Origin of the sequence: Neisseria shayeganii 871, assembly GCF_000226875.1 — a bacterium.
Taxonomy (GTDB): Bacteria; Pseudomonadota; Gammaproteobacteria; order Burkholderiales; family Neisseriaceae; genus Eikenella; species Eikenella shayeganii.
Genome location: NZ_JH164926.1, coordinates 2,100,716 through 2,126,201, shown reverse-complemented (window position 1 = coordinate 2,126,201; position 25,486 = coordinate 2,100,716). Strand labels below are relative to the sequence as shown.

Annotated in this window: 27 protein-coding genes and 2 pseudogenes; 7 read left to right on the top strand and 22 right to left on the bottom strand. The window is 60.5% G+C overall.

The window, feature by feature from the left end; all coding sequences use genetic code 11:
- From HMPREF9371_RS09850 to HMPREF9371_RS09840, 3 genes are all read left to right on the top strand, one after another.
- A partial coding sequence (locus HMPREF9371_RS09850) for a YadA family autotransporter adhesin (protein ID WP_198003626.1) occupies window positions 1-361 on the top strand: 361 nt, incomplete at its 5' end.
- Window positions 362-433: 72 nt separating this feature from the next.
- On the top strand, window positions 434-1,282 hold the full coding sequence (locus tag HMPREF9371_RS09845) for an OmpA family protein (RefSeq protein ID WP_009119964.1): 849 nt from the start codon (window positions 434-436) through the stop codon (window positions 1,280-1,282).
- A 335-nt stretch (window positions 1,283-1,617) separates the two neighbouring features.
- The gene (locus HMPREF9371_RS09840; RefSeq protein ID WP_332247810.1) at window positions 1,618-1,932 is read left to right on the top strand and encodes a bacteriohemerythrin; all 315 of its coding nucleotides are present in this window, start codon (window positions 1,618-1,620) and stop codon (window positions 1,930-1,932) included.
- Between the two features lie 63 nt (window positions 1,933-1,995).
- Here the strand turns inward: HMPREF9371_RS09840 and HMPREF9371_RS13685 are convergent, their stop codons facing one another.
- Complete coding sequence (locus tag HMPREF9371_RS13685) at window positions 1,996-2,142, bottom strand: lipoprotein signal peptidase (RefSeq protein WP_083814008.1); 147 nt, start codon at window positions 2,140-2,142, stop codon at window positions 1,996-1,998.
- Window positions 2,143-2,232: 90 nt separating this feature from the next.
- Here HMPREF9371_RS13685 and HMPREF9371_RS09835 point away from each other — a divergent pair, with 90 nt between their 5' ends.
- Window positions 2,233-2,805 (top strand): beta-class carbonic anhydrase, encoded by a 573-nt coding sequence (locus HMPREF9371_RS09835; protein ID WP_009119960.1) that lies wholly within the window; start codon window positions 2,233-2,235, stop codon window positions 2,803-2,805.
- Window positions 2,806-2,900: 95 nt separating this feature from the next.
- Complete coding sequence (gene nadD, locus HMPREF9371_RS09830) at window positions 2,901-3,503, top strand: nicotinate-nucleotide adenylyltransferase (protein ID WP_009119959.1); 603 nt, start codon at window positions 2,901-2,903, stop codon at window positions 3,501-3,503.
- Between the two features lie 153 nt (window positions 3,504-3,656).
- Here the strand turns inward: nadD and HMPREF9371_RS09825 are convergent, their stop codons facing one another.
- Window positions 3,657-4,496: a class II glutamine amidotransferase gene (locus HMPREF9371_RS09825; RefSeq protein WP_040660483.1), complete on the bottom strand. Its 840-nt coding sequence runs from the start codon at window positions 4,494-4,496 to the stop codon at window positions 3,657-3,659.
- Window positions 4,497-4,573: 77 nt separating this feature from the next.
- Entirely contained in the window at window positions 4,574-5,266 is a 693-nt protein-coding gene (locus tag HMPREF9371_RS09820; protein ID WP_156787025.1) for a hypothetical protein, read from the bottom strand.
- A 64-nt stretch (window positions 5,267-5,330) separates the two neighbouring features.
- On the opposite strand from HMPREF9371_RS09820, the pseudogene HMPREF9371_RS13680 reads away from it, so the two are divergent.
- Window positions 5,331-5,518: pseudogene (locus HMPREF9371_RS13680) on the top strand (ATP-dependent exonuclease).
- Between the two features lie 31 nt (window positions 5,519-5,549).
- On the opposite strand, the gene bioB reads toward HMPREF9371_RS13680, so the two are convergent.
- The 17 genes and pseudogenes from bioB to ampD form a co-directional block, all read right to left on the bottom strand.
- Window positions 5,550-6,560, bottom strand: a complete 1,011-nt coding sequence (gene bioB / locus HMPREF9371_RS09815) for a biotin synthase BioB (protein ID WP_009119956.1) — start codon at window positions 6,558-6,560, stop codon at window positions 5,550-5,552.
- A gap of 182 nt (window positions 6,561-6,742) precedes the next feature.
- Window positions 6,743-6,906 (bottom strand): annotated as a pseudogene (locus tag HMPREF9371_RS12815) (lipoprotein signal peptidase).
- Window positions 6,907-6,937: 31 nt separating this feature from the next.
- A complete protein-coding gene (locus tag HMPREF9371_RS09810; protein WP_040660481.1) occupies window positions 6,938-7,972 on the bottom strand; it encodes a YeiH family protein in 1,035 nt (344 codons plus the stop codon).
- 202 nt (window positions 7,973-8,174) lie between these two features.
- Window positions 8,175-9,374 (bottom strand): acetyl-CoA C-acyltransferase, encoded by a 1,200-nt coding sequence (locus tag HMPREF9371_RS09805; RefSeq protein ID WP_009119952.1) that lies wholly within the window; start codon window positions 9,372-9,374, stop codon window positions 8,175-8,177.
- Between the two features lie 53 nt (window positions 9,375-9,427).
- Window positions 9,428-9,775 (bottom strand): NIPSNAP family protein, encoded by a 348-nt coding sequence (locus HMPREF9371_RS09800; protein WP_009119951.1) that lies wholly within the window; start codon window positions 9,773-9,775, stop codon window positions 9,428-9,430.
- Window positions 9,776-9,869: 94 nt separating this feature from the next.
- On the bottom strand, window positions 9,870-10,271 hold the full coding sequence (locus HMPREF9371_RS09795) for an EF-hand domain-containing protein (protein WP_009119950.1): 402 nt from the start codon (window positions 10,269-10,271) through the stop codon (window positions 9,870-9,872).
- Between the two features lie 93 nt (window positions 10,272-10,364).
- Window positions 10,365-10,775, bottom strand: a complete 411-nt coding sequence (locus HMPREF9371_RS09790; RefSeq protein WP_009119949.1) for a hypothetical protein — start codon at window positions 10,773-10,775, stop codon at window positions 10,365-10,367.
- A 44-nt stretch (window positions 10,776-10,819) separates the two neighbouring features.
- Window positions 10,820-11,131 carry a hypothetical protein gene (locus HMPREF9371_RS09785; protein WP_040660479.1) on the bottom strand — a complete coding sequence of 104 codons (312 nt, stop codon included), beginning with the start codon at window positions 11,129-11,131 and terminating at the stop codon, window positions 10,820-10,822.
- A gap of 31 nt (window positions 11,132-11,162) precedes the next feature.
- Window positions 11,163-11,642: an OsmC family protein gene (locus HMPREF9371_RS09780; protein ID WP_009119947.1), complete on the bottom strand. Its 480-nt coding sequence runs from the start codon at window positions 11,640-11,642 to the stop codon at window positions 11,163-11,165.
- A gap of 65 nt (window positions 11,643-11,707) precedes the next feature.
- Window positions 11,708-14,074 (bottom strand): 3-hydroxyacyl-CoA dehydrogenase/enoyl-CoA hydratase family protein, encoded by a 2,367-nt coding sequence (locus HMPREF9371_RS09775; protein WP_009119946.1) that lies wholly within the window; start codon window positions 14,072-14,074, stop codon window positions 11,708-11,710.
- Window positions 14,075-14,227: 153 nt separating this feature from the next.
- Window positions 14,228-15,664 (bottom strand): OmpP1/FadL family transporter, encoded by a 1,437-nt coding sequence (locus tag HMPREF9371_RS09770; RefSeq protein WP_009119944.1) that lies wholly within the window; start codon window positions 15,662-15,664, stop codon window positions 14,228-14,230.
- A 287-nt stretch (window positions 15,665-15,951) separates the two neighbouring features.
- On the bottom strand, window positions 15,952-18,384 hold the full coding sequence (locus HMPREF9371_RS09765) for an acyl-CoA dehydrogenase (RefSeq protein WP_009119942.1): 2,433 nt from the start codon (window positions 18,382-18,384) through the stop codon (window positions 15,952-15,954).
- A 317-nt stretch (window positions 18,385-18,701) separates the two neighbouring features.
- Window positions 18,702-19,640, bottom strand: coding sequence for a TIGR01777 family oxidoreductase (locus HMPREF9371_RS09760; RefSeq protein ID WP_009119940.1), 939 nt, complete (start codon window positions 19,638-19,640; stop codon window positions 18,702-18,704).
- Window positions 19,641-19,778: 138 nt separating this feature from the next.
- A complete protein-coding gene (locus HMPREF9371_RS09755; RefSeq protein ID WP_009119939.1) occupies window positions 19,779-20,528 on the bottom strand; it encodes a hypothetical protein in 750 nt (249 codons plus the stop codon).
- 159 nt (window positions 20,529-20,687) lie between these two features.
- Complete coding sequence (locus HMPREF9371_RS09750) at window positions 20,688-20,960, bottom strand: helix-turn-helix domain-containing protein (RefSeq protein ID WP_040660474.1); 273 nt, start codon at window positions 20,958-20,960, stop codon at window positions 20,688-20,690.
- A gap of 337 nt (window positions 20,961-21,297) precedes the next feature.
- Window positions 21,298-22,581, bottom strand: coding sequence for a cell division protein ZipA C-terminal FtsZ-binding domain-containing protein (locus tag HMPREF9371_RS09745; protein ID WP_009119936.1), 1,284 nt, complete (start codon window positions 22,579-22,581; stop codon window positions 21,298-21,300).
- Window positions 22,582-22,741: 160 nt separating this feature from the next.
- A complete protein-coding gene (gene ampD / locus HMPREF9371_RS09740) occupies window positions 22,742-23,320 on the bottom strand; it encodes a 1,6-anhydro-N-acetylmuramyl-L-alanine amidase AmpD (RefSeq protein ID WP_009119935.1) in 579 nt (192 codons plus the stop codon).
- A gap of 247 nt (window positions 23,321-23,567) precedes the next feature.
- Between ampD and HMPREF9371_RS13675 the strand changes: the two genes are divergently transcribed.
- The gene (locus HMPREF9371_RS13675; protein WP_009119933.1) at window positions 23,568-23,735 is read left to right on the top strand and encodes a hypothetical protein; all 168 of its coding nucleotides are present in this window, start codon (window positions 23,568-23,570) and stop codon (window positions 23,733-23,735) included.
- Window positions 23,736-23,778: 43 nt separating this feature from the next.
- Here HMPREF9371_RS13675 and HMPREF9371_RS09735 read toward each other — a convergent pair whose 3' ends face one another.
- Entirely contained in the window at window positions 23,779-24,336 is a 558-nt protein-coding gene (locus HMPREF9371_RS09735) for a hypothetical protein (RefSeq protein ID WP_009119932.1), read from the bottom strand.
- Between the two features lie 455 nt (window positions 24,337-24,791).
- Complete coding sequence (locus HMPREF9371_RS09730; protein WP_009119930.1) at window positions 24,792-25,412, bottom strand: L-threonylcarbamoyladenylate synthase; 621 nt, start codon at window positions 25,410-25,412, stop codon at window positions 24,792-24,794.
- Window positions 25,413-25,486: the final 74 nt, after the last annotated feature.

Sequence of the window (25,486 nt, the reverse complement as noted above, 5' to 3'; positions counted from 1 at the left end):
TGGAGCTGTCAATGCCACGTCCACTGATGCCGTAAACGGTCGCCAGCTTCATCAAGCCATTCAGAAATCCAATGCCGGCTTGGGCGATCAGATTCACCAATTGGATCGCCGTGTCGGCGAGGTGGGTCGTGTTGCCAATGCGGGCGTGGCGCAAGCCATTGCCACCGCCGGCCTGCCGCAGGCTTATCTGCCCGGCAAGAGCATGGTGGCCGTAGGCGGCGGCTACTACAAAGGTGAAACCGGTTACGCCGTGGGCTTCTCCACCATCTCCGACGGCGGCAACTGGATCATCAAAGGTACCGCTTCCGGCAATTCGCGCGGCCACTTCGGTGCTTCCGTAGGTGCCGGTTACCAGTGGTAACGGAGTCAAGCAAAGGCTACCTGAAAGGCTTTCAGGTAGCCTGCCTGAATATCTGATAGAAAAGGAAATAAAATGAAATTCATCCAGATCACCCGTCACGTGGCACTGGTGGCGGTATCGGCCGCCGTGTTGGCTGCCTGCTCCTCGTCTTCCAACCGCATCAATGCCGACGGCACCGCTGCCGCCGAACTGAAATGGCCGCGTTGGGACAGCGTTACCTTTCATAAAAACCGTGGCACCTTCCCCGATTTGGGCAGCCTGAACCAAGTGAAGCCCGGCCTCACCAAAGACGAGCTGTATTATCTGATCGGCCGTCCGCACTACGATGAACTGTGGCGGCCGCGCGAGTGGACTTATCTGTTCCACTTCCACACCCCCGGCCAAGGCACGGACAATGTGACCACCTGCCAATTCAAGATTCTGTTCGACCGCAATATGCGCGTGGGCAGCACGCATTGGAATCCGGTGGATCCGTCTGATGCCGCTTGCGGTGCACCCGCTCCCACCCCGGCTCCTGCCGCTCCGGTACAAGAGCGCTACACCTTGGGCGCCGATGCCCTGTTTGCTTTTGACCGCAGCAGCATGAACGATTTGAATCCGCGCGGTCGTCAGGAGCTGGACGATTTGGCCAATAAGCTGCAAAGCTTTGCCGAGCTCAACAGCGTGACTGTAGTGGGCCATACCGACTATCTGGGTTCCGATGCCTACAACCAAAGCCTGTCTCAAGCGCGTGCGCAAACCGTACGCCAATATCTGATTGAGCGCGGCTTGCCGGCATCTAAAATCCGTGCTTACGGCGCGGGTGAAACCCAGCCGGTGAAACAGTGCAACCGCACCGGCAACCGTGCCGAGCTGATTGCCTGCCTGCAACCCAACCGCCGTGTAGAGGTGCAGGTGGACGGCTACGGCATCCGCCGTTAATGGCCGCCGGGCCCATGTTCGGAAACCTCCCGCTTTGACGGGAGGTTTTTCTTTGCCTGGAATGATGTTTGCGCGGTCGAGAAAGCCGGAGCAAGCGGTTTGGCCGCAAGCGGACTTGCCAAAGCGCAACAGCCGGGCGGCAAAATCAGGCGCATCATGCGCCGGAAACTTGATTTCTGGCGGCAGAATTGTTAAGTTATTTCACATCAATAAAACGATTTCTTAACCACTGCGGGAGCAAAAACATGCCATTCATTTATTGGACCCCTGATCTGGATACCGGTTTCGACGACATCGACGAACAGCACAAAGTATTGGTGTAGTACATCAATGATTTGTATGATGCCAAGGAAAAAGGCGACAAACAGGCCGTCAGCGAAGTGTTTCAACACTTGATTGATTACACGGTGGAGCATTTCAGCTACGAAGAAATGATGCTGCAAGAGGCGGATTACCACCTGATTGAGCCGCATAAAAAAGTGCACGCCAATTTTGTGAGCAAAATGAATATGTTCCAAAGCCGCTACAACAACGGCGACAACGAAGCGCTGGATGAGCTGCTCAATCTTTTGGAGGGCTGGCTGTTCCGCCACATCCGCTTGAACGACCACGGTTATGTGGACAGCGTGAAAAAAGCCGGTGTGCGTTGAGTGCGCGCTGACGGCAGGTTTCCAGCATCTGCCGATGCATCAAACAGGCTACCTGAAAATTTTTCAGGTAGCCTGAGACTTTTGCAACACCCCCAGATGTGGATGCAGTTCAAGGCGTAGCAGCGCAGCGAGTGCAGACATATCATATAGATAGGCAAGCGAGCGAGCAGCGCACAACGCAGAAATACGCCGCAGATGGGGGTGTTGCAAAGGCCTCAGCCTGTTTGGCGTATCGGAGCCGGTAGGTATATCCGCTATAATGCGCCCTCAGTTTTGAGTACCCGGCGAAAGGAAACGGACATGGGTCTGCTGCACGATATTCTCGATCACAACCGGCAATTTGTAGAGGCGGGAGAATATATCCATTATTCCAGCAATAAATTTCCGGAAAAAAAACTGGCGATTCTCTCGTGCATGGACACTCGGATTTTGGAGTTGCTGCCGGCGGCCATGGGCATCAAAAACGGTGATGCCAAATTGATCCGTAATGCTGGCGCCGTGGTCACCCATCCTTGGGGTTCGGTGATGCGCAGCCTGTTGGTGGCGGTGCTGGAACTGCAGGTGGAAGAAATCATGGTGGTGGCCCACCACGATTGCGGTATGCGCGGCCTCAATCCCGAGCAGTTTCTCGGCCATGCCGTGGAGCAGGGCATTCCCGAAGACCGCATCGTTACCCTGCGCAACGCCGGCATCAATCTTGACGGCTGGCTGACCGGTTTCGACGACGTGGAAGACAGCGTGCGCCACACCGTGAGCGTGATCCGCCGCCATCCGCTGATGCCCGAAAACATAGCCGTGCACGGTATGGTGATCCACCCCACTACCGGCAAGCTGACGGTGGTGGTGAACGGCAAAACCGAATGCGCGATTTAAATCACCATTGCCCTCAGGCTACCTGAAAACCTAGCGCCGGTTTACAAGAAGACTTTGAACACGGGCTACAAACAGGTTTGGAAAACGGAGTATCTATGCAAGCCATCGGCCTGTTCGGCGGCACCTTCGACCCCATCCACAACGACCACCTGCGCATCGCCCGTATTTTTGCCGACGAATTGGCGTTGGAGAGCGTGATTTTTCTGCCCGCCGGCGATCCCTACCACAAAGACCGGCCGCGCACGCCCGCCCGCCACCGTTTGGCCATGGCGGAACGGGCGGTGGCGGCCGATGCCCGTTTTGCCGTCAGCGATTGCGATATGGTGCGCGACGGCGCCACCTACACCTACGATACGGTACAGATTTTCCGCCAGCATTTTCCGGCTGCGCAGCTGTGGTTTTTGCTCGGCATGGACAGCCTGCTGCAGCTGCATACCTGGCACCGCTGGCAAGATTTGGTGCGGCTGGCCGGCCTGGCGGTGGCCCCGCGCAGCGGTTTCAGCCCGGCGCAAGTGCCGCCGCCTTTGCAAGAGTGGCTGGCCGGTGCTTTGACTGAGGGCCGGGTGCGGATTTTGCCGGCCGAAGCGCAGGACATCAGCTCCACCGCCATCCGCCGCGAGCTGGCGGAACAAGGCGTCAGCGGGGCGGTGCCGCCGGCAGTGAACGAATATATCCGGCAGCACGGCTTGTACCGCTGAGGCTTGGCAGACAGGGTGGAGGCCATAGCCCAAAAGCGCAGCGGTTTGATGCCTGCACCGGGTGGTGCGGGCATTTTTAAGGTTTGATGGCACCACATACATAAAAGCGTTCAGGTAGCCCTTGGGCTACCTGAACGCTTTTTCACTGCAAAGTTATACCGCGCCCACGGCGCGCGCCAAAGCCAAACCTTCGGCCACCGGCAGGTATTTCGGTTCGGCAGGCCGGTCGCGCAAGATGATGTCGCCGTCGCGGAAAGCCACCAGCTCGTTGACCGCCAGTTGGGTCCATGTTTCGTTGCCGGTGAGCGGCAGGGTGGCGATCACGGCCACGCGGTCGTTGGGGGTGGTGACGGCGGCAAAGTCCACCGTCACATCATCGTCCAGCAGCTGCGCTTCGCCAAACGGCGCTTGGCGCACGATGTAGTGCAACAGGGTGCTGGCGTGGGCAAACAGGATGTCGCCGTTGGCAAGCATGAAGTTGAACAGGCCGTGGCAGCGGATGCGGGCGGTCAGCTCGGCGAGGGCTTCAAACAGCACGGGGGCGGGCGGCTTGCTGTCGAAACGCTGGCGCAGCTCTTCGAGAATGTGGCAGAAGGCGCGTTCGGAATCGGTGCCGCCCACCGGGCGGTAGTATTGCCCGAGGGCGGGGCGGAAGTTTTCCAGATGGCCGTTGTGGGCGAACAGCCAGTATTCGCCCCACATTTCGCGGATAAACGGATGGGTGTTCACCAGCTCGGCCCGCCCTTGGGTGGCTTTGCGGATGTGGGCGATGACGTTTTCCGATTTGATTTGGTAGGCGCGGATCAGGTCGGCCACCGGCGAATGGGCGCTGGGTTGGTCGTCGTGAAACAGGCGCACGCCGCGGTTTTCGAAAAAGCCGATGCCGAAGCCGTCGGCATGGTGGTCGGTGAGCCCGCCGCGGCGGCGGAAGCCTTCGAAGGAAAACACGATGTCGGTGGGGGTGTTGCAATTCATGCCCAACAGCTGGCACATGGCGGGGTTCCTTGATTCAGACAGCAAGGGCGGCAGGCTACCTGAAAACGGGTGCTTTGTCATGCCGGCGATACGCCCTAGAGATATTCGAATATTATCGGAATGGTCATTTGGCCGGCGAGGAAGCAGGCCGCCCAAGCCAGCCCGGCGCAGACCAGCCAATGGGTCTGCCGGGCCAAGATGAGGCGGTGCAGGCTGTCCGGCGGGGTCTGCTCCAGTTGGTGGTCGGCGAAGTAGAGTGTCGGCGGACCGATGGCGGCCAGCAGCATGAGGGCGAGAAAGCCGCTTAAGGAGCCGTAGGCATGCGGTTGCACCGATAGGGTGGACACCGCTTCTGTGAGGTCTGCAAACGGTGCTTCGTTGCCGCACAGGAAAAACAGGGCCACCATGCCCAGCAGCAAAATCACCAGCCGTAGCGCCCGGTCGGCCCGGCTCAGCGGCGGGAGCGGCGGCATGGGGGCAGGAGGGGAGTCGAACCACCTATGTTGCGCAGGCAAGCGGGATTCAGGCTGATGCCGGGGGTCGTAGTACATCATATACAGCATCCACGGCCAGGCTCCGCAGGCCAACAGGGCGGATGCCAGCCAAGCCATCAGCTGGGTGGCGGACACGGCCCAGCCCAGCCGATCGGCGAGCATGATCAAGCCGAACCAGGCGGGGAATATCGCGGCGGCAAAACAGGCGAGGAGCAGGCCGCCGAGCTTGCGGAGGCGGGCGTGGCGCGCTTGGGCGGCAGAGTCGGGGTCTGGGGATGGATGCTGAGGCATCACGGGCGGTTCTCCTTATCTTGTTTTTGCCCGTTGGGATGAGAAACAAAGATTCAGGCTGAGACCTTTGCAAAACCCCCATCTGCGGCGCATTTCTGCGTTGTGCGTTTATGCCCTATGGGTACTGCTCGCTCGCTTGCCTATCTTCATGATATGTCTGTCCCACAGGGATTCCTGGCGTTCACACTCGCTGCGCTGCTACGCCTTGAACTGCATCCACATCTGGGGGTTTTGCAAAGGTCTCAGGCTACCTGAAAAAGGTTTCAGGTAGCCTGTGGTTTGTCTGTCAGGCATCGGCCTGATGCTGCAGGGGATAGAGGTCCAGTTTGTGCATCAGCAGGCGGTCGCCGTCTTCTTCGGGGTTTTCGGTGGTTAAGAGTTTGTCGCCGTAGAAAATCGAGTTGGCACCGGCCATAAAGCACAGTGCCTGCATGGCTTCGGGCATGTCGCTGCGGCCGGCCGACAGGCGCACATAGCTTTTCGGCATGGTGATGCGGGCAACGGCGATGGTGCGCACGAATTCCGTCCAATCCAAGTCTTCGGCGTCTGCGAGCGGGGTGCCTTCCACTTTCACCAATTGGTTGATCGGCACGCTTTCGGGCTGCGGGTCGAGATTGGCCAGGCTGGCGATTAAGCCGGCGCGTTCGGGGCGGGTTTCGTTCATGCCCACGATGCCGCCGCAGCACACTTTCAAGCCGGCGCCGCGCACTTTGCCCAAGGTATCCATGCGGTCTTCATGCCGGCGGGTGTGGATGATGTCGTTGTAGCGTTCGGGGTCGGTGTCGAGGTTGTGGTTGTAGTAGTCGAGGCCGGCGTTTTTCAAATCTTCGGCCATGCCGTCTTCCAGCATGCCGAAGGTGCCGCAGGTTTCCAAGCCCAGGCCTTTCACGGCTTTGATGATTTCGGATACGGTTTCTACGTCTTTGGGTTTGGGGCCGCGCCAGGCGGCGCCCATGCAGAAGCGGCTGGCGCCGCGCGATTTGGCGATGCGGGCTTTTTCAACGATTTCCGCCACGTCCATCATTTTGGCTTTTTCGAGGCCGGTGTTGTAGTGCGCCGATTGCGGGCAGTATTCGCAGTCTTCCGGGCAGCCGCCGGTTTTGATGGAGAGCAGGGTGGAGAGTTGGATTTCGCGCGGGTTGAAGTGTTCGCGGTGGATTTGGGCGGCTTGATAGACCAGGTCTAAAAAGGGCAGGGCGAACAGTTCTTCCACTTGGCATTTGCGCCAGTATTGGGCGGTGGCATGGGGCTTGCGCTCGGTTTGACGGCGCAGGGCGATGGGGGAGAGGGTGCTCATGGCGGGTTCCTTTTCTGGGTTTGCGGCGTCGCAATGTCGCCGACCGGCCGCCGCAGGCGCAATGTCTGCGCGGCCTTTAGGGTGCCGGCAAGCCGGCGTGAAGCTTCTTCTCTAAAACAGCAAAAGCGCGAGTGTAGCCAAAAATCGGGCGGCAGGCTACCTGAAAGCGCGGTCTTGATTTTTCAGGTAGCCTGAGACCTTTGCAAAACCCCCAGATGTGGATGCAGTTCAAGGCGTAGCAGCGCAGCGAACGCAGACATATCATATAGATAGGCAAGTGAGCGAGCAGTACCCATAGGGCATAAACGCACAACGCAGAAATGCGCCGCAGATGGGGGTTTTGCAAAGGTCTCAGCCTGCAGGATCACAACCGTGCTTCAGCCGAGTAAGGAATAAGCGGCATACGAAAGCAGCGCGCCGCCGAGCAGTAGCCACGCCGCCAAACAGCCGGCCAGCAGCAGGGGGCGGATGCCGGCCTGGCGCACGCTGTGCCAGCGCGTGGTCAGGCCCAGGGCGAACATGGCGGTGGTGAGCAGGAAGGTGTCGAAACGGATCAGGGCCTGATGCCAGCTTTCGGGCAGGCTGATCAGGCTGTTGAGCACCACCACGGCCACAAAGCCGAGGGCGAACCACGGAATGGTCAGCCGGCTGCTGCCGATGCCGCCATCTTGCGGGTGCAGGCGGCGCATCAGCCACGGCAGAGCCAGTAGGAAAGGGGCGAGCAGCATGACGCGGATCATTTTGGTGATCACCGCCACATCGGCGGCGAGCGGGTGGATGGCGGCGCCGGCAGCCGCCACTTGCGCCACTTCGTGCACGCTGGCGCCGGTGTAAAGGCCCCAGCCGAACCAAACCGCATCGGCGGCTTCAGGCGGCACCAGCCAGGCGGCCAGCATGGGATAAACAAACATCGCCAGCGTGCCGAACACCACCACGGTGGCCACCGCCACGCCGACGTCGCGCTCTTCGGCTTTCAGCACCGGCTGGGCGGCCAATACCGCCGCCGCGCCGCAGATGGCGCTGCCGGTGCCGATCAGGGCGGCGGTTTGCGGCGGCAGGCGCAGGCGTTTGCCCAGCCATACCGCCAGCAGGAAGGTGCCGGCCACGATGCCGATGTCCGCCGCCAGCGCCGGCCAGCCGGCGGCCGCCAGTTGCGGCAGGGTGATTTTCAGGCCGTACAACACAATGCCCAGCCGCAGCAGACGGGTTTTGCTGAAAGCCAGGCCGTCGGCCAGATGAGGGGCGAAGCGCGGGAACACCGTGTTGCCCAACACCATGCCCGCCACAATCGCCACGGTGAGCGGGCTGATGCCGTAGGCGGCCAAGGCGGGCAGGCCGGCCACGGCCATGCAGACGGCCGCGGTGGCGGCCAAGGGCAGCAGTTGCAGGAATAAAGCAGACAAACGGGACATAACAGCAGAAGCCATGGCAAAGGGGCGGCATTATAGGCCGATTCGGCTTGGACGCGGCGGTTTTGTGGTGTGACTGCGGGCGGGCGGCCAAGAATGGTGGTTCCGCCGGCATTGGCGCATTTAGCCTACCGGACAGGCAAAATAAAAGGCTACCTGAAAGCCGTTTTCTGCTTTCAGGTAGCCCGATGCCGTGAAGAAAGGATTACAGCACTTCAATCAGGCCGGCAGCGCCCATGCCGGTGCCGATACACATGGTCACCATGGCATAGCCGGTTTCGCCTCGGTTGCGCATGCCGTGGATGGCGGTGGCAGCGCGAATGGCGCCGGTGGCGCCCAAGGGGTGGCCCAAGGCGATGGCGCCGCCGTTGGGGTTGACCACGTCCATGTCCAGATTCAGGTCGCGGCACACCGCCAGCGCTTGGGCGGCGAAGGCTTCGTTCAGCTCCATCCATTTGATGTCGGCCAGGGTTTTGCCGGCCGATTTCAGCACCGCCGGAATCGCTTCTTTGGGGCCGATGCCCATGATTTCGGGCGGCACGCCGCGCACGGCAAAGCCGGCGTAGCGGGCGATGGGGGTGAGGTTGTAGCGTTTGAGCACCTCTTCGCTCACCACCAAGAGCGCGCCGGCGCCGTCGGACATTTGCGAGGAGTTGCCGGCGGTCACGCTGCCTTTGGCGGCAAACACCGGTTTCAGTTTGGCCAGGCCTTCCATGGAGGTGCCGGGGCGCGGGCCTTCGTCGGTGTCGCACAGCTTGCGGATTTCTTTGGCTTCGCGGCTGGCCAAATCGGCGGTGCGGTACACGGCTTCGATGGGGCTGATTTCGGCCTTGAATTTGCCGGCTTCAATGGCGGCCAGCGCACGGCGGTGGCTTTCCACGGCGAAGGCGTCTTGGTCTTCGCGGCTCACGCCCCATTGCTCGGCCACTTTCTCGGCGGTGAGGCCCATGCCGTAGGCGATGGCGTAGTTTTCGTCTTTCTCGAACACGGCGGGGTTGAGCGACACTTTGTTGCCCATCATCGGCACCATCGACATGCTCTCGCTGCCGGCGGCAATGGCGATCTCGGCCTCGCCGGTGCGCACGCGGTCGGCGGCGATTTGCAGGGCGTTGATGCCGGAAGAGCAATAGCGGTTGATGGTGATGCCGGAAACGGTGTGGGGCAGGCCGGCCAGCAGCACGCCGATGCGCGCCATGTTCAGACCTTGCTCGGCTTCGGGGAAGGCGCAGCCGACTACGACATCGTTGATTTCGCGCAGGTCGAATTCGGGCACTTGGCCGATCACGCTTTTGATCACATGGGCCAGCATGTCGTCGGGGCGGGTGGTGCGCAGCATGCCGCGCGGGGCTTTGCCTACCGGGGTGCGGGTGGCGGCAACAATATAGGCGTCTCGAAATTGGGTCATAAAGTTCTCCTGTGGAATCGGATGGAATGGTTTTAAGGTAGCCTGAAGCGGAATCAGGCGGCCGGGAGACAGGGCCGGCGCAGGGCTTCCACCGCTGTTTCGTCCAGCCACATCACTGCATCGGCGTCGGACAGAATGCGCGACACAATCGCTTCACGGGGGCCTTCGCGCCATGCGGGGGAGGCGTAAAACGCTTGTTGGGCGCTGTGCAGGTGTGCCAAATCGTCAAACGCGCGGATGAGGTAAAAAGCGTCGGCATCGTGTTCGGATAGGCCGAAAGCGATGACGTCGATGCCGAAGGCGGCGTGCAAGGGAGCGCTTTCTTCGCGCACCACCCGCTCAAACTCCGCGCCGCTGCCGGGTTGTAAACGATAGCTGCGGATTTCCACTAATTTTTGCATCAGTTTCTCCGTTTGCTTGACGTGGGTGGGCCGGATTGTCGAATCCGGCGGGGTATGCCTTTGGGCGGTGCGGTATCGGATACCGGTATCCGACCTACGGCTGCTGCCCCTTCTGGCACGGGCCGTTCAAGCCGTAGCGGATCAGGGCAAACCAATCCTGTTCGTCGCGCTCCAGCCGACCGTTGCGGTTGCGGTCCAAGCGTCGGAAATCGCTGCGGCTGCCGGGCTGGAAATTCAGCACAAACAAGGTATCGGCATAGCGGACGATGGAGGCGTGCGCATCGATTGCGGCGGCGCGCCAGTCGCGGGTGTAATCCGCGCCGGCCTTTAAGCCATGATGCTGCCATTCGTGCAGGGTAATGCCGTTGCGGTCGCGGTCGAGGTGACTGAAAAACCAGTCATGCGGCGCCGGCAAGACGCAGGCTTGCGCCAGCAGCGGCACGTTGAGCAACAGTGCAGCCCATCCGCCCTGCCAAGTTTTCAGCTTTCTGTTCATGCACCTTGCTCCCAGTGTGCCTGTCCCAATACCGTTTGCTGCAAATAGCGGCAAAAATCCTGGTTTTCGGCCTCGTCCAAACCCAGCAGCTGCTTAGGGCGCTTCATAGGTACGGGTAATTTCCACCGTCTTGCCGCGGCGGCGCAGTTCCAGCACGGTGTTGGCGGGCAAATCGCCATGGTCGGTCAGCACCACACGCACTTGGCGGCGGTTCGGCCACTCGACGCGGTAAGCCACATGCGCGCTCACTTGGTGGTGCGCATTGCGTGCCGGCAGGCTGGCCGGGAATTGGTCGGCTTGCGACATGCGTTCCGATGCCGTGCGCTCGTGTTGCAAATAAGCGCGGTAAGCCGCTTGCAGCGAGCTGCCGGCGTAGCGGCATAGCTGTTGCGACAGGCCGCTGCCTGCTTCACCGACCTGTTCGACGGCGTCGCAGCGCAGGGCGGTATCGGCCAGCGCCGGCGTGGCGGCCAATAAGGGTAACAAACAAAGATAGTGCCGCATGGTGTTGCTCTTTCCTTGTGTTCGAATGGATGTTTCAGGCAGCCCTAGCGCCGCCGCACTTGGTCGGCACAGCGGCGGGCAGCTTCGGCGCCCACGCGGTCGAATTCGCTGCGGCTGCTTTGCGCCAGCCGCTCGGGCGTGCGGTAATGGCGCACCACATGGCTGCGGACGCAGCGGCAGACCTGGCGCACTTGGGCCGGGGTGCCGCTGCCCGCCAGGCGGGCGCTGCAACGGCTGATAAAACGCTCGCTGTCAAACACATTGCGGGCGTCGGCCAAACGGCTTTCGGGTGTGGCGCAAGCAGTCAGCAGCAGGCTGAGGCTCGCAGCCAGCAGCGGGATGTGAAGTTTTATCATGATGCGGCTCCCAAACGTTGGCAGGGCAGGATCAGGCGGCGGCTACCTGAATTTCTGCGGCACAGTGCACGGGAAAATTCAGTGAATTGGCAATAAAACAGGCGTGATGCGCTTGTTCGTGCAGGGCCAGCGCCAAGTCGGCATTGCTGCCGGCGGCAATGGTCACTTGCGGGCGCAGGGTGGCGGAGACAAATCGCCCCGGCTGCCCGGCGTCGCCTTCGTCCATTTCCGCTTCAGCGTGGTCGGTGTACGCCTGCACCACGATGCCGTTGACCGCGCACAGATGCAAATACCACAGTTTGTGACAGGCGGAAGCGGAGGCCAAGAGCATATCTTCCGGGTTCCAGCGCCCGGCATCGCCGCGGAAAGCGGGATCGGCCGAGCCGGCGATATCCGGCTTGCCGGCTGCGGCAGCCGTGAAATCGCGGTCGTAGGCGGTATAAGTAGTGGTACCTTGGCCGCGGTTGCCGGTCCAAGTGACGGTGGTGCGGTAATGATGGGTTCGGCTCATGGGCCTCTCCTTGCTTCACGGGGGGCATCAGGCTACCTGAAAGGCTTTCAGGTAGCCTGATGTGCTTAGTTGCGCAGCGGTTTGCCGGTGGAGAGCATGTTTTCGATGCGCTCCAGGGTTTTTTCCTGTTGCAGCAGTTCGACGAACACTTTGCGCTCCAGATCCAGAATCCATTGTTCGTCCACCAGCGTGCCTTCGTCCACGTCGCCGCCGGTCATCACCCAGGCGATTTGACTGCCGAGGAAGAAGTCGTATTCGCTGATGAAGCCGCCCTCTTTCATGTTGACAAGCTGGCCTTTGATGGAGGCGGCGCCGGGGCGGCCGGCCACTTTGAAGGTTTGCGGCACTTCGGGGCGGAAGCCGGCGTCGGCCATGGCGCGGGCTTCGTTGAGCGCCACGTACAGCAATTCGTAGGCGTTGAACACGACAACGGCGTCTTCGCTGAGGTGGCCGGTTTCTTTGGCTTCCAGCGCGCTGGTGGCCACTTTGGCCATGGCCAGATTCATGTAGCGCTCTTTCAGCGCGGCCAAGAGGTCGCCTTGGCTGGCGCGGGCGGCGCGCAGGGCGAAATCTTTGGTGCCGCCGCCGGCCGGAATCAGGCCCACGCCCACTTCCACCAGGCCGATGTAGCTTTCGAGCGCGGCCACCACTTTATTGCTGTGCATCACAAATTCGCAGCCGCCGCCGAAGGCGAAGCCCTGCACTGCGGCCACGGTGGGGATTTGGCTGTAACGCAGGCGCATGGCGGTGTCTTGGAACAGCTTGACGATTTTCTCGATGGCGGCGAAGTTGCCGGTGGCGAATTCGGGCATCATCGATTTGAGGTCGGCGCCCACCGAGAAGGGGGCGTCGGGCGCCCACAGCACCAAGGCGTCGAAGCGCTCTTCGGCGATGTCGAGCGCGCGGTTGAGGCCGTCGAGCACGTCTTTGCTGATGGCGCGCATTTTGTTGCGGTTTTCCACCACCAGCACGCGGTTGTCGAGGGTGAAGGCGCGGATGACATCGGTTTCAAACACGGTTTCGCCCAATACTTTGTCGCTCTCGCCCAACAGTTTGGCGGGCACGTATTGGCGCTGATAGACATCCAGTGTGGAGCGCGGTTCGTAGCGGCCGCTGGCGAAATGCAGGCTGCCTTCGTCGTTGTGGAAGGTGTCCACGCCTTTGAGCCAAGCGGGCAGCGGGGCCTTGCTCATGGTTTTGCCCTCGGCGATGTCTTCTTCGATCCAGGCGGCCACCTGCTGTACGCCGGCGGCCTGCCAAGTTTCCAGCGGGCCCAAGTCCCAGCCGAAGCCCCAGCGGATGGCGAAGTCAATGTCGCGGGCGGTGTTGGCGATGCTGTCGGCCTGTACGGCGATGTAGTGGAAGCAGTCGCGGAAGATGGCCCACAGGAATTGGGCTTGCGGGTGCTCGCTGGCGCGCAGGGCGGCCAGTTTTTTGCCCCAGTCGGCTTCTTTCAGAATTTCGGTTACGGCGGGGTCGGCTTTTTGGTTGCTCGGCACATAGTCGCCCGCGGCCGGGTCGAACATCATGATGCGTTTGCCTTCTTTTTTGAAGATGCCGGCCTTGGTTTTGGCGCCGAGGGCGCCGTTTTCAATCAGGGTGTGCAGCCATTGCGGCAGGCTGAAATGGGCGTGCCAGGCGTCGTCGGGCAGCTGGGTTTCCATGGTTTTGGCCACGTGGGCGAAGGTGTCGAGGCCCACGACGTCGGCGGTGCGGAAGGTGGCGGAGCCGGGGCGGCCCAGGCGTTTGCCGGTGAGGTCGTCCACCACGTCAAAGCGCAGGCCGAATTTCTCGGCGTTGTAGATGGTGGCCAGCATGGAGAACACGCCGATGCGGTTGCCGACGAAGTTGGGGGTGTCTTTGGCGCGCACCACGCCTTTGCCCAATGTGCTCACCAGGAAGCGCTCGAGGTTGTCGAGGTAGCGCGGTTCGGTGTCGGCGGTGGGGATCAGTTCCACCAGGTGCATATAGCGCGGCGGGTTGAAGAAATGCACGCCGCAGAAGCGGTGTTTCAACTCGGCGGGGAATTTGGCGGCCAGGGTTTCGATGGAGAGGCCGGAAGTGTTGGTGGCGAAAATGGTGTCTTGGCCCAGATGCGGCGCCACTTTGCCGTAGAGCGATTCTTTGATGTCCAAACGCTCGGCCACGGCTTCGATCACCAGATCGCAGTCGGCCAGTTGCGCCAAGTCGTCGTCGTAGTTGGCGGCGGTGATGTAGCCCAGGGCGGCTTTGTGGGCCAGGGGGGCGGGTTTTTGTTTTTTCAGGGCGTCGAGCGCTTTTTGTACGATGCCGTTTTTCGGGCCTTCTTTGGCCGGCAGGTCAAACAGCACGGTGGGCACTTTGGCGTTGGCCAGATGGGCGGCAATCTGCGCCCCCATCACCCCAGCGCCCAAAACGGCGACTTTGCGGATGCGGAATTTGGTTTGGGACATGGTGTTCTCCTATGCGAGGTTGATCGATTTCAACAGGCTGGCGCAAACACACGGCGGTGCTGCTTGCGTCAGCCGGCTGCGGCGATAAAAACAGGCTACCTGAAAGGCATGGTACTTTCAGGCAGCCTGCAGCCTGATGCGGGTACTTAAAGCTTAAAACTTATAGGTGTACTGCAAACCCAGAATGTGGGCGTGGCTCTTGAAGTTGGCCGAGCCATTGGTGCGGCTGGACACACAAGCTTGCGAGCCGGCGCCGGCAGCGGTGCCGCCGCACCAGCCGTTCACGTTGGCGCTGGATTTTTGAATGTGCAGGTAGCTGTAGGCGGCATTCAAGGTGTGGTTGGGGTTGATGTCGTATTTGGCGCCCACGGAGAACCACATACGGTTGGCATCGGGCAGGGTGCTCATGCGCAGATCGGCGCTTTTCACCGGTGATTGGTCATACGCCCAGCCGAAACGCAGTTGCAGCGGATCGCTCACTTGGTAGGCGGCACCGAGGCCCACTTTCCAAGTGTCGCGCCATTCGGGGGTGAGAATGGTTTGGTTGCTCTTGGTGAGGGTACCAGGAGGCTGAGTCGGATCGGGAACATCTTTACTGTTGGCAAAATTCAGTTCGACGCGGTTGAAGCGGGAGTGACGGGTCCAAGTCAGGTCGCCGAACAAGCTCCAGCGCGGGTTGAGCTTGTACATGCCGTGTACGGACAGCGATTCGGGGGTGGTGATTTTGACGCTGGCATCTTCACGCTCCACATAGCCCGCGCGGCGGATGGCGCCTGCTGCCAAGGCATTTTGGAAAACCGGACTTTCCAGTTTCCACTCGGCATCGCCTTGCAGGGTGTGGCGGACGTGGGAGCGGTAGTTGACGCCGAGGCGGGCGGCATCGTTGATGTTCCACAGCCAGGCCAGGTTGTAGCCGAAGCCCCAATCGTCGCCTTTCACTTGGGCGTAACCGTCGGCCGTGCCGTTGCCTTGCCCGGGGACAAAGGCAGCTAGAGCCGAGCCGAAGTTGGCATACTGACGCAGCTCCGCTTCGGTGCGTTGGGCCACCAAGCCGACGGCAACGGAATGGTTGTCGTTGATTTTAAAGGCCACGGTGGGCTGCAGGGCCATGGTTTTCAGGCCCAGCTCGTTGAGGTTATAGCGCAAGACGGAATCGCGTTGGTATTCGGTGCCGGAGCCGAAGGGTACGTACACGCCCATGCCCAGTGCCACGCGGTCGTTGAGTTTGTGCGAGGCATAGATATGCGGCGCCACCACCACATCGCTGGGCTCGATGCTGCCGGAGGTTTGGCCTTTCACCTCTTCTTGGCTGCCGGGGCGGCCGGGGTAATAGGCTTTGGCATCGGAATATTTCACGCTGGGCATCACCAAGTTCACATTCACGGTGGCTTGGGTGCCTTCCAGATGCGTCAGGCCGGCGGGGTTGTAGAACAGGGTGGAGGGATCGGCTGCCTCGGCCGCCGAAGAGTTGGCGGTGGACTGGCTGCTCACCGATTGGGTGCCGAAATGGTAGCCGGAGGCCAAGGCGGGCAGGCTGAAGGCGGCGGCAATCAGCAGTACGCTGCTTTTTAACAAAACTGAGTGGTTCATGGGTTTCTCCTGTGAAGTGGGACAAGGCAGGGCTACTGCCGGAATGCCCGAGTTATCGGGGCTTGAAGCGGTATAAAACGAGTGGGCATTCTATACCAAACCCCGGTCCTTGTAGCGGCTCTATTTAGAGCTTCTTTATAATTTCTTTACATTCAGGTAGCCTTTCTTCACAAATCAAGCCGTGGGGAAAAAAGGCTACCTGAAAGCAAAATGCCATCAGGTCGGCAGCGTGGCCGCCGTGTCCGGATTCCCCTGCTGTTTGGGCAAGGAAATCCGGTGCTTCGGGTTTAGAAAACGTGGCGTTGGAGCAGGTTTTCGTCATGCTGATCCAGCTGCATGTCGAAATCGTCCACCATGATCACATCGCGTTTGAGCTTGCGGGCGCGGGTGACTTGCTCGAACTCGGCTTGGGTAATCAGGCCTTTGTCCAAGGCTTCTTGCAGCTGGGTGGCGGGCGATACGGCGGCGAACTCGCCTTTGCGCGCCAGATTGCGCAGTTTTTTCTCCAGCTCTTCGCTGGCGATCACCGCCGCATGGGCCGGTTTGAGCACGCCGATGGCTTCGCTTTCGTCCTGCGGGATGTACATGCCGTGGGCCAAACGCATCAGGGTGTCGTCGCCGCGCATCATCACTGCGGCCACTTTGCTGCCCAGTTTGTCGTTGGGCGGGGCAATCACGCGGCCGGTGGGCAGAATCAGCACGCGCAGCAGCCAGGCCAAGGGGCGGGCGGGCAGGTTTTTCAGCACGCCGTCGATGGCGGTTTGCGCGTCATACAGCGCCTGCTGGGCGGCATACTGCATCAGCGGTTCGTCGGCTTTTTGGCAGCCTTCTTTTTCAAAGCGTTTCAGCACCGCGCTGCAGATATACAAGTTGGAGAGAATATCGCCCAAACGTGCGGAGATTTTCTCTTTGAACTTGAGGCTGCCGCCCAGGCTGAACATGCTCATGTCGGCCAAGAGGGCGAAGTTGGCGGCCACGCGGTTCATCTGGCGGTAGTAGGGGGCGGTCACGCCGCCTTTGGGGCTACCTGAAAAACGGCCGTTGGTGAGGCCCAGCCAGAAGCTGCGGAACACATTGGTGAGGATAAAGTGGCCGTGGGCGCTGAAAGCCTGGTCGAAGGCGGCGGCATCGTTGGCATAGGCCGCTTTCATCTCTTTCAATACATAAGGATGGCAGCGGATGGCGCCTTGGCCGAAGATCATCATGCTGCGGGTCAGGATGTTGGCGCCTTCCACGGTAATCGCCACCGGAATGGCTTGGTAGGCGTTGGCCAGATAGTTGCGCGGGCCTTGCACCACCGCCTTGCCGCCGTGGATGTCCATGGCGTCGTTGATGGCTTTGCGGTAGCGCTCGGTGTTGTGGTATTTGAGCAGGGCGGAAATCACACTCGGGGTTTCGCCCATGTCCACGCCGGTAAGCGCCAAATCCTGGCTGGCTTCCATCTGGTAGGTGTGGGCGCCGATGCGGGCCAAGGCTTCGTCCACGCCTTCGAATTTGCCGATGGGCAGGCCGAATTGGTCGCGGATGCGGGCATACAGGCCGGTGGTGTAGCTGGCCACTTTGCCGGCGGCCACCGAGTTGGCGGGCAGGGAGATGCAGCGGCCCACGGTGAGGCATTCCACCAGCATCTGCCAGCCTTTGCCGGCGTATTCCAAACCGCCGATGATGTAGTCCAGCGGAATGAACACGTCGCGCCCCCAGGTCGGGCCGTTCATGAATACGGAGCCGGAGGGGAAGTGGCGGCGGCCGATTTCAACGCCGGCAAAGTTGGTGGGCACCAGCGCGCAGGTGATGCCGATGTCTTTTTTGCCGCCCAACAGGCCGTCGGGGTCATACATTTTGAAGGCCAGGCCGAGTACGGTGGCCACCGGCGCCAGCGTGATCCAGCGTTTTTCCCAAGACACGCGGATGCCGAGCACGTCTTTGTGTTCTTCGCCGGTGTGCGGATCGACATAATCGCCGCGGCAGACCACGCCGAAGTCGGGGATGCCGCCGGCATCCGAGCCGGCATGCGGGCTGGTGAGCGCGAAGCAGGGAATATCAATGCCTTTGGCCAGACGCGGCAGATAGAAGTTTTTCTGTTCTTCGGTGCCGTAGTGCTGCAACAGCTCGCCCGGGCCCAGAGAGTTGGGCACCATCACGCTCACGGCGGCGCTGCCGGAACGGGTGCCGATTTTCATCACCACCTTGGCGTGGGCGTAGTTGGAGAATTCCAAACCGCCGTACTGCTTTTTCACAATCATGCCCAGGAAACCCTGGTCTTTGATGAACTGCCACACTTCGGGCGGCAGGTCTTTGCGGTTGTGGGTGATGTCCCAGTCGTCGAGCATGCGGCACAGCTCCTCGGTGGGGCCGTCGATAAACGCCTGCTCTTCCGGGCTCAGTTTGGGATCGGGGTAGTTCAGCAGTTTGTTGAAGTCGGGCTTACCGGAAAACAGCTCGCCGTCCCACCACACGGTGCCGGCGTTGATGGCCGCTTCTTCGGTTTCCGACATCGGCGGGGTGACTTTTTTGAAAGTGCCGAACACGCGGTCGGTAAACAGCACGCGGCGCACGCCGGTGAGGCAGAACAACACGCCCAGCACCAAGGCCAAAAGCGCCAGCCACCAAGCGCCGCCCAACAGCGCACCCACCACGGCGGCGGCGGTCAGCACCCAGCCGTTGGCGCGGAAATAGGCGGCAATACCCAGCAATACCAGCAACAGTATCAAGCCTGTCATTTGATTTTCTCCTTATTTGTATGGCAACACGTTTGTGTTTCGGTTTTTCAGGTAGCCTGTTGCTGCGGATAGGCGGCAGGCTACCTGAAAGATAGGCAACCATACGCTGCAAATCCTAGAGTCGTCAATCCATAACTTAATGTTTCTATTGAATTTTAAAAGAATAAGCACTCTAAACCCCGTTGCGGCCGCATTTTCCGCCTGGCGGCACAGGCGGAATTTGGCGGCAGAACGGAGCAGGAAGGCACAGTTGGACGCCGTTCACTGCGTTCTCCGCTTGCTTGGGTGGCGCGGCGGCGGGGCAGGCGGTTCGTTTTTTATTGAACGTTCAGCAAATCGGCCAAAGCCTGCGGCAGCTCAGGAAAACGGAAGCGGTAGCCGTCGGCCAGCAAAGCTTGGGGGACGACAAACTGGCCTTCCAGCACCAAATCGGCCTGTTCGCCCATGATGCCGCGCATCAGGGCGGCGGGGATGCCGAGCAGCAGCGGCCGCCGCAGGGCGCTGGCGGCGGCACGGGCGAAATCGGCCTGGGTGCTGAGCTGCGGCGCGGTGAAGTTGTACACCGCCCGGCGGCGCTCCGGCGGCAGGCGGTAGAGAAAGCGGATGCCGTGCGCCACATCGTCAATGTGGATCCAAGCCAGCGGCTGTTCGCCGCTGCCGATGTTGCCGACGCACCAAGCCACGGGTTTTAACAGCTGGGGCAGGATGCCGCCGTCGCGGGCCAATACCACGCCGAAGCGGCAGATGACCAGCGGCACGCCGGCCGCCTGCGCCGCTTCCTTGGCCGCGGCTTCCCATTGTTGGCACAGCTGGGAAGGGAAAACCGTCTGCGGCGGCGCACTTTCGGTGCAGTGCGGCCAACCGTCGGCACGGCCGTTGCCGTAGTAGCCGACGGCCGAAGCCTGCACCACCAGTTTGGGGCGCTTGTCGGGCGTACGCTGTTGCAGCCATTCGCCCAGTGCACGGGTGGGTTGCAGGCGGCTGTCCAGCAAGGCTTGCTTGCGTTGCGGCGTCCATTTGCCTTCGCCGATGGAGGCGCCGGCCAGATTGACCACCAGGTCGATGGGCATGTCGGCATACAGATGGTTGAGGGAGGCGACGTATTCGTATTGGCCGCCCAAATCTTCGCGTGCGCGGTTGGGATCACGGCTGACGATGAGCACGCGCCAACCGTCTTGGCGGAAGAAGGCGGCCAAGTGGCGGCCGATTAAGCCGCTGCCGCCGATTAACACAAGAGTGGGGGATGGGTTCGTCATGGCTGTCTATTTGGTGTGTGCGGGCCGGTGGCCGGCGGGAGGGAGGGTTTCAGGTAGCCTGTTGGGACAATAATCTGTTCTGATGGGGGCTACCTGAAAGGGCTGGCAGCCGATTGCGGCCGCCCGATTTTGCCTGTTTCACGGATAGCGGCGCAATTCTTCGCGCAAGGCCCGCAAGCCGCTGCGCCGCTCGTTCACGGTTTGACTCAGACGGCGGATGCGTTCGGCATTGCGGCTCAGGCGGGCGGCGGCCAGCTCGCTCTCTTCGCGGGCGAGGGCGCGTTCTTCGCGGCGGATGTCGCGCTCCACCAGCTCGCGGCGGCTGGGCGGTTTGGGCGGGGGCACATAGCGCGGCGGCGGGCGGCGGATGCTGGTGCTGACGGTGGTTTGGGCAGCGGCCTGCTGTTGGCGCAAAATCACCTGCATGCTGGGCAAAACCTGTACATCGCCGGCTTCGGCCTCGGCCTCGGCGGCCTGCCAGATTTTGGCCAATTCTTGGTCGGCGGCGGCCACGGGCGAGGTGTCGATTTGGGCGCCGTCCATGTGGGAGGGCTGGCAGCGGCCTTGCGGCTGCGAAACAAATACGGCTTTGCCGTCGGGCGTTTGGCAGATATAGGCGCGCGGCGTGTCGGTTTGGCCGGCAGGCTTGGCCGCGGCCGCGGGTTCGGAGGCTTCGGTTTCCTCTACGCCCAGGCGGACGGTTTCTTCGCGGCTGAAGGGACGGCAGCGGCCTTGCGGCACGGCGGTGCGCACGGTGCGGCCGTCGTCTGTTTGGCAAATGTAAACCGGCTCCGGCGCGGGCGGCGGCGGAACGTCGGAAGCCGCGGTTTGCGCCTGCAGGGGCAGGGCGGCAAACAGCAGCAGGCATAGGGGAAAAATCTTCATCATTCTGGATGGGTGTGGTGGGGCTGGCTTGGCAGAACAATTGGCGGGCTTATTGTAGCAGGCGGGTTGTTAGGAAGTGTTGGCATCAGGTTGCCGAGCATGAAGAAAGGCTACCTGAAAGTTTTCAGGTAGCCTTATTACCGGATTAATTTTTGATTTTATTTAACCTTTTTTGGGTTGTGATGATGTATCCAAGCGCAAGGTTAAGTCTGTTTGCAGTAGTTGGTTGAGCGGGGTTTGTAAAGCATCGGCAATACTGCCCATCACGTCAATTGAAACCGAACGGTTGCCGCGCTCGATGTCGCCTAAGTAAGCTCGGCTGATCCCGGCCTGAAACGCCAGCTCTTCTTGGGAAATGTCTTTCAGCCGTCTGATTTGGCGCATATTGCGTGCGAATAAGAGCCGGTAGTGGTGGATTTCTGCCTGTTTTTCCATAGTGGCAGTATCCAGGTATGGCTTGATTTTTATCAACCTTCTATGAAATTCAAAAAGAGTACTATAGTTTTCTTTTTGATTATTTAATGCTAGTATTAAACTTCTTTAGTAAACATTGTTTGAAAGGAATGTAATGATGAAATACCGTCTTTTGAATATGTCCGGTTACACTTGTGAATATTGCGGCGGCTATCACCGCAGCCGTTGTGATGACTGCGGTATGCCACCCTGTCGTTGCATGTGTTAACGGCAGGCAGTTTGGATACCCGGCCATAATAAAATTAGAGGCTACCTGAAGGTTTCAGGTAGCCTCTAACTGTTTTTGAAAGATGGGGGGTTAAGAGAACAGGCGTTGGGCCAGTTCGCCGCCGGGCTCGATGCCGACCTGTTTCATTTCGTCTTGGCGCTCCACCACGTAGCGGCGCACTTCTTTCAGCCATTGGGTGGAGAGTTCTTCCAGTTTGTCGTTCACCAGGTCCAGGCCGAGCATGCTGGAAAGTTTGACGGCGATGTCCATGAAGCGGTTGAAGTTTTTCTCGCCGTCGGGGATGTGCGGGGCGTCGAACAGCATGCTGAAGCCGCGGTAGTTTTGCGAAGAAAGCAGGGCGGAGGTGAAGGCGCTGTTGTCGAGGGTGGAGATGGCAAACAGCGGTTCGCCTTTGGGATTGTTGAGGTAGAACATGCCGTCGTGCGAGAGCTCGAAACCTTGGCGTTCTACGGCGTTGCGCAGCTCCACGCCGCTGATGTTGTTGCGCGACACCAAGTGGATGGCGATGGTTTGGTCAACGCGGGCGCATAAATCGTCCAGCGGGCGGGCGACGCTGAGGAAGGTGTCGATGTCGGTGAGCAGCAGGCCGCCGTCCATTTTTTCGGCAAAGGCGTTGGCCTGTTCGCCGAACTGCTCCAATTCGGCAATGCTGGCCAGGCCGTTGCGGTTGATGGCCTGCAGGCCGATGACGAAGCCTTGGTAATAGACGCTGGGAATGGGCTCGGCGATTTGGAAGCGGTCGTCCATGGTGCAGCCGGCAATGCGGAAGCGGCGGTTGCTGGAGAGGCGCGGCATGGCGTGCAGCTCTTGCGGCTCTTTGAGGGCGATGTAGGCCAGGTAGTCGAAGCGGCTGTCAAACCACGGCAGTTCCTGTTTGGCCAGGTCGTGCAGGTCGAGCAGCAGCTTTTGTTTGGCGGCAGATTGGGTTTGCGACGGTTGGGCCACCGGCACTTTTTTGAAAGAGAAAGCGGGCGGGGCGGCGGCCGGCGCGGTTTGCAACACCGGCTCGGCGGGGGTGTCGGCCTGCGCAGGTGCGGGCGGCGGCAATACGGTTTGGTCTTCGGCCGCGTCTGCTTCGGATAGGGCGGTTTGGCGGGTGAAAGAAGGCTTCAGCAGGGCGGGTTCGGCAGTTTGGCCGGCATCCGTTTCCTCTGCAACAGGGGCGTTGGCGGCGGTTTGGCCGTCGCGCACGGAATGGGTGCGGCTTTCGAGCAGGGCGTCTTTATCGGCATGGCCGAATTGGGCGCGCACCGCATCGCGGTATTTTTTTTCCTGATAGGTGTTGTACAGCAAGACGCCGAAAATCGGCGCGAAAATCAAAATGGCGATGAGAAGTAAGGTGTTCTGGCTCATGGGCGGTTCCGATGGTGTGGGCAGTCCGTCTTTGCCGGCGGATTATAACCAAAATCGGCGCAAGGGGTTGCCGTTGATTGGCTGGCGGCGGAATGCGCTGCGTAAAAATCTGTAGCCGCCGGCTGTCGGGCGTTCAGGTAGCCTGAGTTGTTCAAAGTTTTTATGGCGGCGGCGTGTCTGCTGTAAATACTTCTTCCGCTACCGGCAGGCCGGCGGCTTGCAGGGCGGCCCAGTCGAAAAAATGGCCGGGGTCGCTTTTGCGGCCGGGGGCGATGTGTTGGTGGCCGATGACGGCTTCAATCGGGTAGGCGCGGATGAGGCTGTGCAGCAGCGGGAGCAGGGCGGCGTATTGGGCTTCGGTAAAGGGCTCGAAATCGCAGCCTTCCAATTCGATGCCGACGGAAAAGGCATTGCAAGCTTGGCGGCCGCGGAAAGCGGACACGCCGGCGTGATAGGCGGCGTCATCGCAGGAGACAAATTGTACGGTGCGCCCGTTGCGTTCAATCAGAAAATGGCTGGACACGCGCAGTTGGCTGAGCTGGGAGAAAAAGGGATGGGCGTCGGGCCGGATGCGGTTGGTGAACAACGCTTCTACGGCACCGCTGCCGTATTCGAACGGGGGTAGGGAAATATTGTGCAACACCACCAGGGAAACCGTTTCGCCTTCGGGGCGCGGGCTGCAGTTGGGGGAGTGTTGTTGGACGGCCTGCTGCCAGCGGCCGCGTTGCCAATCGTTCATCGGCGGATACTTTCGGATGAGGAAATGGCGGGATTATAGCGCCAAATAAAAGGCTGAGACCTTTGCAAGAGGCCAGCTGCGGCGCATGGCTGCATTTGCGTTGATGTTCTGTTGACGTTCTGAAGTGTTTACCCGTTTACTTAGCTTGGTTTGTTCGGTTTGCTCCACGCGGATTTCCAGCGTTCGCATTCGCTTGGGGTGTTGTCGAGGTTTCGGCCTGCTCCGTGTTGCGTTGCATGGGAAACGGATGCAAAACAGGCTGAGACCTTTGCAAAAGCCCCATCTGCGGCGCATTTCTGCGTTGTGCGCTGCTCGCTCGCTTGCCTATCTATGTGATATGTCTTCGCTCACTGCGCTGCTACGCCTTGAACTGCATCCACATCTGGGGGGTTTGCAAAGGTCTCAGGCTACCTGAAACGGGTTCGGGCAGCCTGAGGGGGTGGTGGAAACCGCCGTTTTTATGAGGTGCACACGCTTTCGAGTGCGGCAGGTACGTCTCCGGCGCATACCCAAACCAATTCGCCGTTGTGTTGCATCGGCAGCAGCACCATGGGGTGGTCGGGGTTGCTGTTGACATGGACGGCGGACACCGTGCCTTGGTTGATGTGTACGCTTTGCCAGTGCTGCTTTTCCGAGGCCGACAGCTTGAACGGCTCGTTGATGTCGGTCAGGGTTTTGCCTTCTTTAAAGCGCATATTCACCATCATTTTGGCGGTGTTGAGCGTTTCGGCAGCGGCGGGATCGGCTTCGAATACCAAAGCGGGCTGGGCCGGCGCTGCCGGATCGGCAGCAGGTGTGGCGGGTGTTGCCGACGCTGCTGCCGGTGCTTCGGCCAAGCCGGCGGCCGCTTTGAGTTGGTCCAATGCCTGCGGATTCAGATAGAGGAAGGCGCCGCCGCCGAGCAGCGCCAACACAAGCAGCAGGCCGAGAATGCGGCCGGCACTGCCGGTGCCGCCGGATTTCTTTCTGGCGGGGCGGCTGGTTTGGTTACGGGAAGATGTTTTTAAACGGGCCATTATGGGAAAAACCTTGTTCGCTGTGTTGTCTTTAGAAGCAAAACAAGTTACTAGCAGGAATCATGCCAGTTTAGGGTGATTCTCTAATTTAAATTTATTGATTGAAATGAGATGCTTGCTTTTGGCGGATATTGTTTGGCGGTAAACGTAAATTAACCATAATCGGCAGAAGTTTTGCAAAATGGGCGTCTGCCTGCGGGCGCGGCCGAATGCAAACAGGCTGAGGCCTTTGCAAAACCCCCAGATGTGGATGCAGTTCAAGGCGTAGCAGCGCAGCGAACGCAGACATATCATCTAGATAGGCAAGCGAGTGAGCAGTACCCATAGGGCATAAACGCACAACGCAGAAATGCGCCGCAGATGGGGGTTTGCAAAGGTCTCAGGCTACCTGAAAGCGGGTTTCAGGTAGCCTGTTGCGGCAGGATGTGCGGTTGGTTACGGTTTGGAGCAGGTTTTTACAGGCCGAACACGGCGGCGTCGCCCGCACCTTGGCGGATGAGTTCGGTGCCGTCGGTCATGTCGATGACGGTGGTGGGCTCGGTGCCGCACCAGCCGCCGTCGATGACCAGGTCCACGCTGTGTTCGAGGCGGTCGCGGATTTCGTAGGGGTCGGTCAGCGGTTCGCTGTCTTCGGGCAGCATCAGGGTGCAGGAAAGCATGGGTTCGCCCAGTTCGGCCAACAGGGCCAGGGCGATGCGGTTGTCGGGCACGCGCAGGCCGATGGTTTTGCGCTTCGGGTGCAGGGTGCGGTTGGGCACTTCTTTGGTGGCGGGCAGGATGAAGGTGTAGGCGCCGGGGGTGGCGGCTTTGAGCTGGCGGAACTGGCTGTTGTCCACTTTGGCGTAGGTGCCCAGCTCGGAGAGGTCGGCACACATCAGGGTGAGGTGGTGGCGCAGGTCGATTTGGCGGATGGCGAGAATGCGCTCCATGGCGGCTTTGTCGCCCAGATGACAGCCCAGCGCGTAGCAGGAATCGGTGGGGTAAACGATCACGCCGCCGTTGCGGACGATGTCGGCGGCCTGTTTGACCAGCCGTTCTTGGGGGTTGTCGGGGTGGATTGCGAAGAATTGGGCCATGGTTTTGGGGTGATCAGTGTGGGGTGGTACAGGCTACCTGAAAGCTTCAGGCAGGCGTTTGGGCGGAGCCGGGT